The 14,476-nt window shown below is 74.8% G+C and carries 13 protein-coding genes; 8 read left to right on the plus strand and 5 right to left on the minus strand.

The window, feature by feature from the left end:
• Positions 1-54: 54 nt before the first annotated feature.
• Positions 55-789, plus strand: a complete 735-nt coding sequence (locus tag KG103_RS11910) for a glycosyltransferase family 2 protein (protein ID WP_207340950.1) — start codon at positions 55-57, stop codon at positions 787-789.
• Positions 786-1,193, plus strand: coding sequence for a DUF2304 domain-containing protein (locus KG103_RS11915; protein ID WP_207340949.1), 408 nt, complete (start codon positions 786-788; stop codon positions 1,191-1,193). The genes KG103_RS11910 and KG103_RS11915 overlap by 4 nt, the downstream gene beginning before the upstream one ends.
• 141 nt (positions 1,194-1,334) lie before the next feature.
• Here KG103_RS11915 and KG103_RS11920 read toward each other — a convergent pair whose 3' ends face one another.
• The 4 genes from KG103_RS11920 to rfbD all read right to left on the minus strand — a co-directional run bounded on the left by KG103_RS11920 (position 1,335) and on the right by rfbD (position 5,232).
• Positions 1,335-2,219 carry a glycosyltransferase family 2 protein gene (locus KG103_RS11920; RefSeq protein ID WP_207340948.1) on the minus strand — a complete coding sequence of 295 codons (885 nt, stop codon included), beginning with the start codon at positions 2,217-2,219 and terminating at the stop codon, positions 1,335-1,337.
• On the minus strand, positions 2,212-3,285 hold the full coding sequence (locus KG103_RS11925) for an NAD-dependent epimerase/dehydratase family protein (RefSeq protein ID WP_249670569.1): 1,074 nt from the start codon (positions 3,283-3,285) through the stop codon (positions 2,212-2,214). Before KG103_RS11925 ends, KG103_RS11920 begins: the two co-directional genes overlap by 8 nt.
• A gap of 51 nt (positions 3,286-3,336) precedes the next feature.
• Positions 3,337-4,221 (minus strand): glycosyltransferase family 2 protein, encoded by an 885-nt coding sequence (locus KG103_RS11930; protein WP_207340946.1) that lies wholly within the window; start codon positions 4,219-4,221, stop codon positions 3,337-3,339.
• Positions 4,222-4,383: 162 nt separating this feature from the next.
• Entirely contained in the window at positions 4,384-5,232 is an 849-nt protein-coding gene (rfbD, locus tag KG103_RS11935; RefSeq protein WP_207340945.1) for a dTDP-4-dehydrorhamnose reductase, read from the minus strand.
• Positions 5,233-5,424: 192 nt separating this feature from the next.
• Between rfbD and KG103_RS11940 the strand changes: the two genes are divergently transcribed.
• From KG103_RS11940 to KG103_RS11955, 4 genes are read left to right on the plus strand one after another with little or no spacing between them, the layout of a single operon-like run.
• A complete protein-coding gene (locus KG103_RS11940; RefSeq protein ID WP_207340944.1) occupies positions 5,425-6,042 on the plus strand; it encodes a hypothetical protein in 618 nt (205 codons plus the stop codon).
• Positions 6,039-8,396 (plus strand): hypothetical protein, encoded by a 2,358-nt coding sequence (locus tag KG103_RS11945; protein ID WP_207340943.1) that lies wholly within the window; start codon positions 6,039-6,041, stop codon positions 8,394-8,396. Before KG103_RS11940 ends, KG103_RS11945 begins: the two co-directional genes overlap by 4 nt.
• Positions 8,397-8,455: 59 nt before the next feature.
• Positions 8,456-9,073 carry a dTDP-4-dehydrorhamnose 3,5-epimerase gene (gene rfbC / locus KG103_RS11950; RefSeq protein WP_207340942.1) on the plus strand — a complete coding sequence of 206 codons (618 nt, stop codon included), beginning with the start codon at positions 8,456-8,458 and terminating at the stop codon, positions 9,071-9,073.
• Positions 9,066-9,983, plus strand: a complete 918-nt coding sequence (locus tag KG103_RS11955; protein WP_207340941.1) for a glycosyltransferase family 2 protein — start codon at positions 9,066-9,068, stop codon at positions 9,981-9,983. Before rfbC ends, KG103_RS11955 begins: the two co-directional genes overlap by 8 nt.
• Before the next feature lie 22 nt (positions 9,984-10,005).
• On the opposite strand, the gene KG103_RS11960 is transcribed toward KG103_RS11955, so the two are convergent.
• Complete coding sequence (locus KG103_RS11960; RefSeq protein ID WP_243656427.1) at positions 10,006-12,543, minus strand: glycosyltransferase; 2,538 nt, start codon at positions 12,541-12,543, stop codon at positions 10,006-10,008.
• 66 nt (positions 12,544-12,609) lie between these two features.
• Between KG103_RS11960 and KG103_RS11965 the strand changes: the two genes are divergently transcribed.
• Both KG103_RS11965 and KG103_RS11970 read left to right on the plus strand, forming a co-directional pair.
• On the plus strand, positions 12,610-12,954 hold the full coding sequence (locus KG103_RS11965) for a hypothetical protein (protein WP_207340940.1): 345 nt from the start codon (positions 12,610-12,612) through the stop codon (positions 12,952-12,954).
• Positions 12,951-14,426, plus strand: coding sequence for a glycosyltransferase (locus KG103_RS11970; protein ID WP_207340939.1), 1,476 nt, complete (start codon positions 12,951-12,953; stop codon positions 14,424-14,426). The genes KG103_RS11965 and KG103_RS11970 overlap by 4 nt, the downstream gene beginning before the upstream one ends.
• Positions 14,427-14,476: the final 50 nt, after the last annotated feature.

Here is a 14,476-nt window from a genome sequence, read left to right on the forward strand (position 1 = left end):
CACACCGCGCGGTGCACACCGGTCAGCGGGCGGCCTCGGGCTAGACTCCCCGTCGTGCCAACGCCCGAAGACCTTCTCGTCGTGCTGCCCGCGTGGAACGAGGAGATCACCCTTCCCGCCGTCCTCGGCGAGCTGCGCGACGCGATGCCGGGGACCGCCGTGCTGGTGGTGTCGGACGGGTCGACGGACCGCACCGCCGCGGTCGCACGCGAGGCCGGTGCCGCGGTGCTCGACCTGCCGATCAACCTCGGGGTCGGCGGAGCGATGCGCGCCGGCTTCAAGTACGCGCTCGCGAACGGCTACCGCCACGTGGTCCAGGTGGACGCGGACGGTCAGCACGACCCGACCGAGATCCCTCGCCTCGTCGAGGTCGCGGTCGCGGAGCGTGCCGACGTCGTCATCGGGGCCCGCTTCGCCGGTGCGGGCGCCTACCAGGCCCGCGGTCCGCGGCGCTGGGCCATGCGGGTGCTGTCCACGACGCTGTCGCGCCTGGTGGGCACGCGCCTCACCGACACCACGTCGGGGTTCAAGCTGTCCGGGCCGCGCGCCGTCGCGCTGTTCGCGGCCGAGTACCCGGCCGAGTACCTGGGGGACACCATCGAGTCGCTCGTCATCGCCCACCGCGCGGGGCTCGTCGTCCGCCAGGCGCCGGTGGTCATGCGACCGCGCGCCGGCGGGGCACCGTCCCACAGCCCGTGGCGGGCCGGCGTGTTCCTCGCGCGGGCCGGCCTGGCCCTGGCCGTCGCGCTCTCGCGCCCGGCCCCGCGCCCCGTGCGGGCCGTCGCATGAGCGGCTACCTGTTCGCGGTCGCCCTCTCGGTGGTCGTGCTCGTGTTCATCGTGCAGCTGCTGCGCCGCCGTCGCCTCCGGGAGAAGTACGCGGGGATCTGGCTCGTCGTCTCGGCGGCGATCCTCGTGCTCGCGCTCTTCCCCGGCCTGGCCGTCGGGCTGGCGGACCTCGTCGGTGTCGAGACGCCGTCGAACCTGCTCTTCGCGACGTCCCTCGGGGTCCTGCTGCTGGTCACCGTCCAGCTCAGCACCGAGGTCTCGGGGCTCGAGGAGGAGACCCGCACGCTCGCCGAGTCGTCGGCGCTCCTCGCCCAGCGGCTCACGGACGTCGAGACCCGGCTCGCGCAGCAGCAGCGGGACGCGGCGGTCGTCGACCCGGCCGACGACCGCGCGACCGACGCCTGACCGTCCGGTCGGTCCGCGGGTCACCGTCGGTCCGCAGGTCGTCGTCGACCCGCGGACCGTGCCACGCGGGCACCGCGCTCCCCCGCGGGTGCCGTCCGGGGCCGGTGCCGTCCGAGGGCTCGCCCGCGGACGGCGCAGGACTCAGGGGGTGCGGCCGGGGAACATCTCGGGCGCCGTCCGCCCGGTGATCCCGTGCCGCACGCCGCGCAGCATGGTGCGCAGCCGCGCGAGCCGGGGCGGCTCGACGAGGGCGATCGTGATCGCCCAGTACACCAGGATGGCGACGGCGGTCACGGCCCAGCGAGGATCACGCCGCCCGTGCTCGCGCAGCATGATCATCGTGTTGCGGGCGACCCAGTAGATCCGCCACGCCGCGTGGTGCGTCGCCCGGAACTTCAGCGGTCCCCAGCCGTACCACCGGGTCCCGCCGAGGCTGTGGTTGATGAGGATCCGCTTGTCCTGGACGACGCGGCGCCCGGCGGCGCGGACGCGCAGGCAGTACTCCTGGTCCACGCAGTCGACGAAGAAGTCCTCCCGGAACCCGCCCACGACCTCCATGACGGAGCGGCGCGCCAGCATGCCCGAGGTGATGATCACCGCCATGTCGGCGACGTCGTCGCGCAGGCGCGTGCGCGGGTCGAGGTACCGGTCCTCCTGGGGGTCCCAGGGCGCAGGCCCGGCCAGCCCGATGCGGGGATCGTCGTCCATGAGCGCGACGAGCCCGTCGACGACCCCGGCGTCCAGCACGGAGTCCTGGTCCATGAACAGGACGAACTCGCTGTCGGGCGCCGCGGCGACCCCGCGGTTCAGGGCGACGGCGAGCCCGGCGTTGTGCCCGTTCGCGAGCAGGGTCAGCCGGTCGTCCGGCGTGAGGTACGCGTCGGCACCGGGCACGCCGGCGGGGGTGTTGTCGACGACGACGATCGCGTCGACCTGGTCGCGCACCGCCTGCACGACCTCCACGATGTGCGGGTCGGGGCGGTGCGCCGTCATCACGGCCACCACCCGCGTCGCCTGCTCAGCCACGTCGATCAGCTCCCAGCACCTCGTCGATCCACGACGCCAGCCGCCGCAGACCCTCGTCGACCCCGACCCGGGGCGTCCAGTCCAGCACCTCGCGCGCCCGGCTCACGTCCGCCCAGGCGTGCCGCACGTCACCGGGGCGGAACTGCCCCGTCACCTGCGGCTCCGGCGCGCCGTAGGTCTGCGCGACGATCCCGGCGGCCTGGGCGATGGTCCGCCAGGAGCCCGAGCCGATGTCGATGGGCTCGGGGCCGGGTGCCGGCACGCGCGTCGCCGCCAGGACGGCGTCGGCGACGTCGTCGACGATGACGAAGTCCCGGCGCACCTCCCCGTCCTCGTACAGCGGGATCGAGCGACCCTCGCGCGCCAGCCGGCAGAACAGCGACATGATGCCCGTGTACGGGTTGATGAGCGACTGCCCCGGCCCGTACACGTTCTGCAGCCGCAGCACGACCGCCTCGACCCCGTGGGCGTCGGCCCACAGGGTCACGAGGTGCTCCTGCGCCAGCTTGGTCGCGCCGTACACGCTCGCCGGGGCGGGGGCGACCGTCGCGGCGGCCATCGGCACCGGCACGGCGCCGGGATGGTCCCACTCGCCGCGCTCGAGCATCGCCTGCGGGCGGGGTCCCGGGTAGTGCAGCGTGCCGTCCTGGCGGCGCCAGGCGCCCTCGCCGTACACGGCTCGGCTGCTGGTGAGCACGATGCGTCGCGGCAGCCGACCGGACCGGCGGAACGCGTCGAGCATCTCGCTGGTGCCGACGACGTTGGTCCGGGCGTGCCGGCTCGACTCGGTGAGCGACTGCCCCGTGCCCGTCTCCGCCGCGAGGTGCAGGACGGTGTCCGGCTCCACGTCGGCCAGCAGGGCGTCCCAGTCGGCGGCCGACGCGACGTCCCCCACGACGAGCTCGACACGCTCGTCCAGCGCGGCGGGCCGGAGCGGCTGCGGGTGGATCTGCGGGTGCAGGTTGTCCAGCACCACGACGCGGTCGAAGTCGTCGGCCAGACCCCTCGACACGGCGCAGCCGATGAAGCCGGCGCCACCCGTCACCAGACAGGTCCTCGTGCTCACAGGTGATCCACCTTCGTCTCGGTCGTGCGGTGTCCGCATCCGGCCGGTCGCTCAGCGACCGAGCGCGTGCCGCGCGAGGACGCGCGCCGCCGGCCAGTTGCGGCTGGCGGCGATCCCCGGCAGGAGCGTCAGGGCGTGCGCGCGCGACGTCAGACGTGCCCGCGCCGCCGCCTCGGCGCGACGCCACCCGAGCGCGGCGGCGCGATCGGCGGCGACCTCGAAGTAGCGCGCCTCGTCGACGAACCGCGAACCGTCGAAGGCGCCCGACGCCGAGGCGCTCGAGCGGTGGCGGCGGTAGGAGAAGCACTCCGTGGGGACGTACAGCAGCGCGCCGCCGTCGAAGACGATGTCCATGACGATCGCGAGGTCCTGGATCATCGGGAATCCCTCGCGGAACCCGATCTCGAGCGACCGGCGCGAGATGAGCAGCGACGGCCAGTACAGCCAGTCCCCCGTCAGCAGGTTGGCGGCCAGGCGCTCACCGCGCAGCACGGTGGCCCCGTGCGCCCGCGGTCGCACGACCTCCTGCTTGACCCGGTCGACCAGCGGGCGCACCGGTCGCCCGTCGGCGTCGATCACGCGGACACCCGGCTGGACCACCGCGACCTCGGGGTGGGCGGCCACGGCGTCACCGACCACGGCGAGGTAGTTCGGGTGCATCACGTCGTCGCACCCCAGGAAGACCACCCAGTCGGCCCGGGCGTGCGCCAGGCACCGCCGGTAGTTCTCCGTGATGCCCTGGTTCGTCTCGTTGCGGTGGTACTCGACACGGGGGTCGTCGAGGGCGGCGAACCACTGCGCGACGGCCGGGTCGGGGTAGCAGTCGTCGACGACGACGAGCCGCCAGTCCTGCTCGGTCTGCGCACGCACGCTGTCGACGGCCTCGTACAGGTACGCCGGCGGCCCCCAGTACGGCAGGAGGATGTCGATCGTCATGGCGTGCGTGTGCACCTTCTTCCGGGCGGGGTGATCCGGCGCGTCGGACGCGGCAGGGAGCCGGTCACGTGTGCGGACGGCTCACCGGCGGGTGCCGTCGTGGGTGACGGGCCGCGACGGACGACCGGGACAATCTAGCAGCGGTCGCGCCGCGGTCGGCCCTCAGCCGGCGAGCACCGAGGCCGCGGCCTGCTCCCAGCGCTCGGCCCAGTCGCCGATCGGCTCGACGCCGACGCGGCGCAGCGCGTCGTGACCGAGCACCGAGTACGCCGGGCGGGGCGCCGGCCGGACGAAGGCCTCGCTGGTCGTGGGGCGCACGATCTGCGGGTCGAGCCCCGCGGACCCGACGACGGTGCGCGCGAAGCCCCACCACGACGTGCTGCCCTGCGACGTGCCGTGGTAGGTGCCGGAGGGCACCCCGGCCTCGACGAGGCGCAGCACGAGACCCGCGAGGTCCACGGTCCACGTCGGCTGCCCGACCTGGTCGTCGATGACGTCGAGGCCGCCGCGCTCCGCCGCCGCACGCGCGATCGTGCGCGGGAAGCACGCGCCGTGGGCGCCGTAGAGCCAGGCCGTGCGGATCACCAGGTGGTCGGGGGTCTCGGCCCGGACCGCCCACTCGCCGGCCGCCTTGGTGCGGCCGTAGGCGGACACGGGACGCATCGGGGCGTCCTCGGCGTACGGCTGGTCGGCGTCGCCGGCGAAGACGTAGTCCGTGGAGATTTGGACGAGCCGCGCCCCGACACGGCGGCACTCGCGGGCCAGGAGCCCGGGCGCCGTGCCGTTGAGCGTGAACGCGGCACCCTCCTGCTCCTCCGCGGCATCGACGGCCGTCCACGCGGCACAGTTCACGACGACGTCGACGCCGTCGAACAGCTCGGGCGTGCGCTCCGGATGCGTGATGTCGAGCTCGTCGCGGTCCGACGCGACGACGTCGTGACCGGCGCGCGAGACCACCTCCACGAGGTCGGTGCCCAGCATCCCGTTCGCCCCGACGACCAGCCACCTCACGCTGCGCAACCCCTTCCACCACCGCCTCCCGGACGCTCCGCGGTGGCACCGCCCGCTGCACCACCGGGCTCGCCGCGGCACATATGCGGACGATCCGGGCGGCCGTGGCGACACGCCCGAGGACGGGTCCGGCTTCTCAGGCTCAGAGGTTAGCGTGCGCAGGACCGCGCCCCTCGATCGGAGACCTGCCGCATGCCTCGCACGCCCTCGACACCGGGGTGGGCGCCGGGCCGGGCCGCCACCGGCCGCCGCGCCCACGCGTTCGCCGCCCTGCTCCTCGTCGGCACGCTCGCGGCGACCACCGGGTGCTCGACCGGGACCCCCGGCGACGGCGCCGCCACCCCGGTCCCCACGGCGTCCACCAGCGCCTCCCCGTCGGCGGGCGACGAGCCCGCTGCGGGCACGACCCCCGGCGCGGACGACCCCGCGGGCACGGACCCCGAGGCGGGCGGCGCCGACGCGGGGACGGGTGACGGCACGGCGGACGGCCCGGACGCCGGGGCGGACCCCGGCACCGGCACGGTGCCGGTCGTGCTCACCATCGCCGCCTGGGCGGGCGACCGCGCCGTGGTGTCCGGGTACGCCGAGACCGTCGAGAGCGGCGGTACGTGCCGCGCCACGCTCACGCGGCCCGGCACCGCCGACGTGGTGGTCGAGGCACCGGCGGTCCCCGACGTGGCGACGACGTCCTGCAGCATCGACGTGCCCGCCGCGCAGCTGACCGCCGGGGCGTGGACGGTGACGCTCCGGTACGTGTCGGGGGCGCACGAGGGCGCTGCCGAGCCGACCACGCTCGAGGTGCCGGCATGAGCCGGCCCGTGCTGCGCGCGCTGCTGGCCGTCGCCCTGGGGGCCCTGGTGGCCGTCGTGGGTGTCGGAGGCGTCGTGGTGGGGCCGGCGGCGCCGGCCGCCGCGGCGGACCTGTCGCGGTTCGACCCCGGGTACATCATCAGCGACGAGGTCTTCTGGGCCGCCGGCAGCATGTCGCAGGCCGACGTGCAGCGGTTCCTCGACCAGAAGGGCGCGGACTGCGTGCCCGCGGCGGGCAGCACGTGCCTGCGCAGCTACACCGAGTCGACCTCGTCGCGCGCGGCGACCGCCCGCTGTGCGGCCTACAGCGGCGCCGCCGGGGAGAGCGCCGCCGCGATCATCACCAAGGTCGCCGCGGCCTGCGGCATCAACCCGCAGGTCCTGCTCGTGACGCTGCAGAAGGAGCAGGGTCTGGTGACCGCCCGCGCCGGCCGCCCGCCGGCCACGTACCAGAAGGCGATGGGGTACGGCTGCCCGGACACCGCGGCGTGTGACACGCAGTACTACGGGTTCTTCAACCAGGTGTACTCGGCGGCGTCCCAGTTCCGGAACTACGCCGCCAACCCCACCCGGTACGCCCACCGCGCCGGTCTGGTCAACAACGTCCGGTACCACCCGAACGCCGCGTGCGGCACGTCCCCGGTGCTCATCCGCAACCAGGCGACGGCGGGCCTGTACAACTACACGCCCTACCAGCCGAACGCCGCCGCGCTGGCGGCGGGCTACGGCACCGGCGACGCGTGCTCGTCGTACGGCAACCGCAACTTCTACAGCTACTTCGTCGACTGGTTCGGCTCGCCCACCGGTGAGGCCCCGTTCGGCTTCCTCGACTCCGTCACGGTCGACGGGCAGGACGTCACCGCGACCGGGTGGGCGCTCGACCCCGACACGCGCGACCCCGTCCAGGTGCACATGTACGTGGGTCCGGCGTCGCAGGCCTTCGTCGCGGACCTGCCGAGGCCGGATGTCGACGCCGTCTTCGGCAAGGGCGAGCGCCACGGCTACTCGACGACCATGCGGGCCCAGCCCGGGCCGCAGCGGGTCTGCGTGTGGGCCATCGACTCCGACGGGATCTCCTCGAACACCCAGCTCGGGTGCCGCGACGTCGTCGTGCCGAGCCCGCTGACGGGCATGTTCGACGACCTGTCCGCGGACGCCGAGTCGCTCACCGCCAGGGGCTGGGTCTTCGACCCGGACGCCACCGGCACCGCGGTGCCGCTCACGGTGACGGTCGACGGGGTGGCGACCGAGGCGCGCGCGGACGTGCACCGGCCCGACGTCGACGCCGTCTTCGGCACGGGCGCCCACCACGGGTTCTCCGTGCGCGTACCCGCCGCCGTCGGGACGCACCGCGTGTGCGTGACCGCCCACAAGAGCGCCCCGGGACGTGACGCGGACCTGGGGTGCCGCACCGTGACGGTGACCAACAACCTGCCGACCGGCTTCCTCGACTCGGTCACCGCGTCGGCGTCGGACGTCACGGTCAAGGGCTGGGCGATCGACCCGGACACCTCCGCCCCCATCGACGTCCACGTGTACGTGGGCTCGGCGGGCCACGCGGTGCGGGCCGACGCCCCCCGGCCCGACCTCGCCGGGTTCGGCAAGGGGCCCGACCACGGGTTCTCGGTGACGCTGCCCGCCGCCGCGGGACGCCAGGAGGTGTGCGTCTACGCCATCAACGCCACGCCGGGGCCGAACAGGTCGCTGGGGTGCCGCACCGTCACCGTCGTCAACCGCGACCCGGTCGGCTTCATCGACTTCGTCACCCCCGGTCCCGGTTCGGTGACCGTGCGGGGCTGGGCGATCGACCCGGACACGTCCGCCTCGATCCCCGTCCACGTGTACGCCGGGGGCACCGGCGCCGCGCTCACGGCCGACCGTGACCGGCCCGACCTCGTGGCCCCGTTCGGGCTGGGTGCGGCCCACGGGTTCGTCGGCTCGCTCGCGGTGCCGCCCGGGCGCCACGACGTCTGCCTCTACGCGATCAACAGCACACCGGGCAACAACCCGCTGCTCGGGTGCCGCACGGTCACCGTGCTCGCCGACAGCCGTCCGCCGGTCGGCTTCGTGGACGCGCTGACCACGGCCGCCGGGTCGGTGACGGCGACGGGCTGGGCGCTCGACCACGACACCGTGGGCCCCGTCACCGTGCACCTGACGGTGGACGGCGCGGTGACGGCGGTGCAGGCCGACCGCGAGCGCCCCGACCTCGCCGGCTTCGGGGTCGGGACCAGGCACGGCTACCAGGTGACGGCGCCCGCGACCCCGGGACGGCACGAGGTGTGCGTGAGCGTGCTGGACAGCCACGGCGGCCCGCCGACGTCGCTGACGTGCCGGGCCGTCGACACACCCTGAGCCCCGGCGGCGCCCCGCGCTCCCGTAGCCTGGTGCCCCCGTCCGAGCAAGGAGATGTGATGCAGGTCCGAGAGTTGCGAGTGCCCGGTGCCCTGGAGCTGACCCCCCGCCAGCACGGGGACGCGCGCGGCGCGTTCCTCGAGTGGTTCACGGAGGCCTCCTTCGAGGAGGCGGTGGGACACCGGCTGAACCTCGCCCAGGCGAACGCGTCCGTGTCGGCCGCCGGGGTGCTGCGCGGCATCCACTTCGCCGAGGTGCCGCCGTCGCAGGCCAAGTACGTGACCTGCGTCAAGGGCGCGGTCCTGGACGTGGTCGTCGACATCCGCGTCGGCTCCCCCACGTACGGCCAGTGGGACACCGTCCTCCTGGACGACGTCGACCGCCGCGTCATCTACCTGCCCGAGGGCCTGGGTCACGCGTTCATGTCGCTGGAGGACGGCTCGACGGTGGTCTACCTGTGCTCGGCGCCGTACGCGCCCGGCCGCGAGCACGGCGTGCACCCCCTGGACCCGGCCATCGGCATCGAGTGGCCGACCACCGGCCGCGACGGCAGCCCGCTGACGCCGCAGCTGTCCCCGAAGGACGCCGAGGCGCCGACGCTCGACGAGGCACGGCAGCAGGGCATCCTGCCCGGCTACGACGAGGTGCAGGCGTTCCTCGCGACCCTCGATGCCTGAGGGCGCCCACGTCGTCGCGGTCGTCGTCACGTACCACCCGGACCCCGCCGCGCTGAGCGCGCTGCTCACGGCGACCGCGCCGCAGGTGGACGCCGTGGTCGTGGTCGACAACGGCTCGGGCCCCGACACCCTGGCAGCCGTGCGCGCGGCGGCCGCGCACGTCGGTGCGCAGACGGTCGAGCTCGGCACGAACCTCGGCATCGCCACCGCCCAGAACCGGGGTTGCGACCGTGCACGCGCCCTCGGTGCGACGCACGTGCTGCTGCTGGACCAGGACTCCGTGCCCGCCCCCGACATGGTGCGCCGGCTCCTCGCGGCCTCCGCCACCCCGGCCGACGACGGTCGTCCCGTGGCGGCCGTCGGGGCGGTGGCACGCGACGCGCGGGACGGTGAGCCGCCCTTCGTGTACGCGGCGCGCCGGTGGGGTCCGCGGCGCGTGGACCTGCCCGACGTCGAGGGCGCCCGCGTGCCGGCCGCGTTCCTCATCGCGTCCGGGTGCCTGGTCGACGTGCGGGCGCTCGACGCGGTCGGGCCGATGCGCGACGACTTCTTCATCGACCACGTCGACCTGGAGTGGGGCGTGCGCGCCCGCGCCGCCGGTTGGCAGCTGCTGGCCGTCGTCGGTGCCGAGCTGCAGCACGAGCTCGGGGAGTCGCCGCGCACCGTGCCGGGACGCGGCCGCACCGTGCACGTGCAGTCGGTGACGCGCAACTACTACATGGTCCGCAACACGGTGCTGCTGGTGCGCTCGCCCCTGCTGCCCCCGGCCTGGCGCGTGGGGTACCTCTGGTGGCTGCTGAAGTACGTCGGGTACTACGTCGTCGCCGTCGCACCGCGACGCCGGCGCGTGCCGCTGATGCTGCGCGGCGCGCTCGACGGCGTGCGGGGCCGGACGGGTCCGCTGCGCTGAGGCGTCGCCGCGTGGCGCCGGCTCACCGCAGCCGGCGCCACGCGGCCCGGGCCAGGCCGCCCACGCCCTGCTGGGCCAGGACCCGGCGCGCGGCCATCGCCTTGAGACGCAGCGGGTGGTGGTGCACCACCTCGTCGCCGCGCGGGGGGTACGCGTCGACCCACACGTGGGCCGCCGGCTCCCAGGGCTCGTGGTCGAGCACGGGCTCCCACGCGCTGACCCGGGGACCGCCCGCGACGACGTTGTGCTCCAGGGCGTCCCGCAGGATCCGCCGGTACACCCGTCCCTGGAGGGACGGGGCCCAGCGCAGCAGCGCGGCACGCCGCGCGCGGGCCCCCATCCGCTCGCGGTACGCGTCGTCGGTGAGCAGCGCCTCGAGTGCCTTCTCCCAGTCGTCGACGCCCACGGCCAGCAGGCCGGTGACCCCGTCCTCGATCGCCTCGCGGAAGGGCTCGGTCGGCGACGCGACGGTCGGTGTCGCGACGAGCGCCGCCTCCAGCCACTTGATCGCCGACTTCGCCTCGTTGAAGACGCTGTCCGGCACCAGGGGGGCGAGGTTCACGTCGAGCTGGCGCAGCCGGGTGGGCAGCTCGGTCCACGCCATCATCGGGAACCGCCGGACCCTGTCCCCCAGGCCCGCCAGCGCGTCCCCCGTGCGCAGGTGCCCGCCGAGCCACAGCTCGACGTCGGGGTGGCGTGCCAGGACGCGGGCGACCGCCGGCTCCACCAGCGCCCAGTCCGCGTCGTGGGTCGTCGTCCCGCTGAAGTACCCGATCCGCAGCGGCCCCGGCGTGCGGGGCGCGCTCATCGCCCGCTCCGAGATGCGGCCGAGCACCGCGCCGACGCCGTTGGCGAACCGGTAGGTCGGCATACCCGTGAGGGCACCCACCCGGGCGCAGAGCTCGTTGGTGCTGCCGATGTACCCGTCGCACATCTCGAGCGTCGTGCGGTACCGCGCGACACCGCGCCACCACAGGTCCAGCTCGTCCGCGGTCAGTCCGTCGAGGCCGTGCACCTGCCCGCGCAGCCCCGGGTCCACGATGAGGTCGTCGATGTCGAAGAGCACCGGGACGGCGCGGTCCCGCGCCCGGACCCGCTCGACGAACGAGGCGACCTCGTGCGTGGCCGGCACCCGGTACAGCACGACAGCGTCCACCTCGTCGGCGAGCGACAGGATCTCCGGGTCCCGGTAGTGGCGCACGACCGCGTCGACACCGAGCGACGCGAGCGCCTCGGCGGGGAGCTGGGCGCGGTACCGCAGGGGCGCACCGCCGATGCCGACGACGAACAGGACGCGGCCCAGCAGGTCGTCCTCGACCTCCTCGAGCTCCCGCTGCGACGTCCGGAGCCGTGCGGCGTCGTCCTGCGCACCCAGCAGCTCGGAGTACATCGCGTCGAGGCCGGCGACCTGGTCCTCGACGGTGCGCGCGCGGAACTCGACCGCGTGCGCTCGCATGCCGGCCAGCAGGGCGGGGTCGTCGACCACACGGGTCATCGCCGCCGCCAGCGCGGCGGCGTCCCCCGCGGGCACGACGAGGCCGTTGACCCCCTCGGTGACCGCCTCCTCGGGGCCGAGGGAGTCCGAGCAGATGACGGCCAGGCCGGCACCCAGCGCCTCGCGGGTGAGGATCGAGTGCGACTCGCGCATGACCGACGGCAGGACGAGCACGTCGTGCGCCGCCAGCACGTCGGAGAGGTCGTCGGGCGCGTACGCGGGCCGCGGGTGCGCCTGCGGGTGGGCGACGTTCCGCTCGACGTTGTACAGGTCGACGGACCACCGGCCCGCGGGCCGGACGGCGGGCAGCGCGTCGAGCAGGACCGGCAGACCCTTCATGGGGTCCTCGCCGCCCGCGAACATGAAGCGCACGGTGCCGTCCGCGGCCCGCTCGGAGCGTCCGACCGGGGCGCCGGCGGGCCGTGCGTCGGGCACGCCGTTCTCGTCGACCCGCAGACGGGCGGGGTCCACGCCGTTGGCCGCCATGACCCGGGCGGCGGACTCCGACGGCGCCAGGACCAGGTCCGCGGCCGCCAGCTGCTCCGCGAGCCGCCGGTTGCGGCGCAGCAGCCACGCGTGGTCGACCTGGCACGCGCACGAGCCGCAGTCGACGACCAGGGAGCACGGACGCATCTCCTGGTCCACCAGGAACTGGCGTGCGCACGTCCACCAGAAGTCGTGCATGGTGACCACGACCGCGGCGCCCGACGCGCGCGCGGCCGGGACCAGTCCCCCGCCGAGCGTCTGCAGCGAGTGCAGGTGCACGACGTCGGGCCGCTCCTCGAGCACCCACGCCGCGAAGTCGGCCGCCACGTCGGGGTTGTCGAAGTTCCGCTCGTCCGACCAGGCCGTCCACGGGGTCGTCGAGACCCAGCGCACGCGCACCCCGTACGGGTCGGTCTCCTCCCACGTCGTCAGAGGTTCCACCGACGCGTCCAGGTGACCGGCGTACACCGTCACGTCGTGCCCGAGCTCCACGAGCCCGCGAGCCATCCGCTGCGGGACGAGTGTTCCCCCACTGGTGAAGTTCGGCGGGTAGTGCGCTGACACCAGTACCACTCGCATGCGGCCATGCTAGGTCAGCCGAAGGGGTCATCCGATGTGGTCCGGCTGGTGGAGTAACCTCCACGCATGCACAGCGAGGAGGCCGGCACGCACGTCGAGGTGCGCGCCGCCTGGCACGACATGCTCCACGACAACGACGAGACCCTGCGGCGCACGCACGGCCCGACGGCCACGCTCGAGGCGATCGCGGCGCTGGAGGACCGCCTGGCAGCCGCCACGGCGGCCCGCCACGTGCTCACCGAGGCGGTGCTCGTCCGGGACGGGCTCCTGCGCGAGCAGCTGGCCCGCACCGGTGAGCTCGCGGCCCAGCTGGAACGGGCACGGGCAGAGATCGCCCTGCTGCGGCGCCCGCTCGCCGAGAAGGCGTCGTCGCGCGCGCGTCGCGTCGTGCGCGACCTGCTGCACCGATGAGCGCGCCCCTCCTGCTGTCCCTGCTCGTCGACGCCGGGCACGACGCCGCAGCGCTCGAGCGGACGCTCGCCTCGGTGCACCGCCAGGACGACGAGGGCTGGGAGGTCGTGGTCGCGGGCGACGCGGAGCCGGCCGACGACCGCGTGCGTGTCGTGCCCCTGGCCGGCCTCACGCCGCTGGAGGCGGCCCGTCGCGCCGCGCGCGGCACCTACGTGGCGGTCGTGGGCGCGGGTGACGAGCTCGAGCCGGGCGCCCTGGCGGCGGTGCGGATGCTCCTCGCGGCGCGACCGGCCACCGACCTCGTCTACACGGACGAGCAGTGGCCGTCGCCCGACGGGTCGGGCATCCGCATGAAGCCCGACCACCTGCCGCGCCTCGACGAGTCCCTGCCCTACGTCGGCCGCCTGGCGTTCCACCGGGCGCAGGTGCTCGAGCGCGCCGGGGGCTTCGACGGCCCCGAGGGCGCCCAGGAGTACGACGCCGTGCTGCGCGTCACCGAGTTCACGGACGCGGTCGCCCACGTCCCTGCCGTCGCCCTCACCCGCGCCCACGCGCCGCGACGCGACCCCGCCGCGGACCGGGCCGCCGTCGAGGGCCGGCTCGAGCGCACCGGACGCCACGGCCGCGTGGAGGACGCGCCCGCCGGCGGGACGCGCACGTGGCTCGACGTCACCGAGCCGCCGCTGGTGTCGATCGTCGTGCCCACCGCGGGCGGCCGGCGACGGCTCGGCGACGAGGACGTGCTGCTCGTGGAGCGCTGCCTGCGCTCGGTGCGCGACCGCACGACGTACGACCGGTGGGAGGTCGTGCTGGTCACCAGCGAGGGGACGCCCGAGGCGGTCGTCGCGGGTCTGCGCGCCGACCTCGGGGACCGGCTGGTCCACGCCCCGGTCCCTGGTGCGTTCAACTTCTCGACGTCCGTCAACCACGGGGCGGGCGCGGCGCGCGGTGAGCTCCTGCTGTTGCTCAACGACGACACCGAGGTCGTGGAGCCCCGCTGGCTGGAGCGCATGGTGTCGGTGGCCGCCGACCCGTCCGTCGGCGTGGTGGGAGCCAAGCTGCTGTTCGCCGAGGGCACGGTCCAGCACGTGGGCATCACCGTCGACGACGAGCTGTTCCCGATCCACGCGCTCGGCTCGGAGGTCGACGACGACGGTGCGTTCGGGGCGAAGGTCCTCGACACGGACTGGGCCGCGGTGACCGGCGCCTGCCTGCTGACCCCGCGTGACGTCTTCGTCGAGGTGGGCGGGTTCGACCCGGCGCTGCCGCTCAACTTCAACGACGTCGACTACTGCTACAAGGTGCGGCTGACGGGCCGCGCGGTGGTGACGGCACCGTTCGCGGTGCTGCACCACTACGAGTCGTCGACGCGGGGTCACCGCCTCGAGGACTGGGAGGTGCGGACGCTCGCCGCCCGGTGGTTCCCCGTCATGCGGTCCGACCCGCACCTGCAGTACCGCACCGGCTGGTGACGGCCGCGTGCGCCGGCCCGGAGAGGCCGGCGCACGCGGTGCGCCGCGGG

Source organism: Cellulomonas wangleii, from assembly GCF_018388445.1.
Classification (GTDB): Bacteria; Actinomycetota; Actinomycetes; order Actinomycetales; family Cellulomonadaceae; genus Cellulomonas; species Cellulomonas wangleii.

Excerpts from the sequence above, each read along its gene's own strand:
- KG103_RS11955 (WP_207340941.1), top strand. The coding sequence starts at position 9,066 with ATGCCTGAGGGCGCCCACGTCGTCGCGGTCGTCGTCACGTACCACCCG.
- KG103_RS11960 (WP_243656427.1), bottom strand. The coding sequence starts at position 12,543 with ATGCGAGTGGTACTGGTGTCAGCGCACTACCCGCCGAACTTCACCAGT.
- KG103_RS11940 (WP_207340944.1), top strand. The coding sequence starts at position 5,425 with ATGCCTCGCACGCCCTCGACACCGGGGTGGGCGCCGGGCCGGGCCGCC.
- rfbC (WP_207340942.1), top strand. The coding sequence starts at position 8,456 with ATGCAGGTCCGAGAGTTGCGAGTGCCCGGTGCCCTGGAGCTGACCCCC.
- KG103_RS11965 (WP_207340940.1), top strand. The coding sequence starts at position 12,610 with ATGCACAGCGAGGAGGCCGGCACGCACGTCGAGGTGCGCGCCGCCTGG.
- KG103_RS11915 (WP_207340949.1), top strand. The coding sequence starts at position 786 with ATGAGCGGCTACCTGTTCGCGGTCGCCCTCTCGGTGGTCGTGCTCGTG.
- KG103_RS11930 (WP_207340946.1), bottom strand. The coding sequence starts at position 4,221 with ATGACGATCGACATCCTCCTGCCGTACTGGGGGCCGCCGGCGTACCTG.
- KG103_RS11945 (WP_207340943.1), top strand. The coding sequence starts at position 6,039 with ATGAGCCGGCCCGTGCTGCGCGCGCTGCTGGCCGTCGCCCTGGGGGCC.
- KG103_RS11970 (WP_207340939.1), top strand. The coding sequence starts at position 12,951 with ATGAGCGCGCCCCTCCTGCTGTCCCTGCTCGTCGACGCCGGGCACGAC.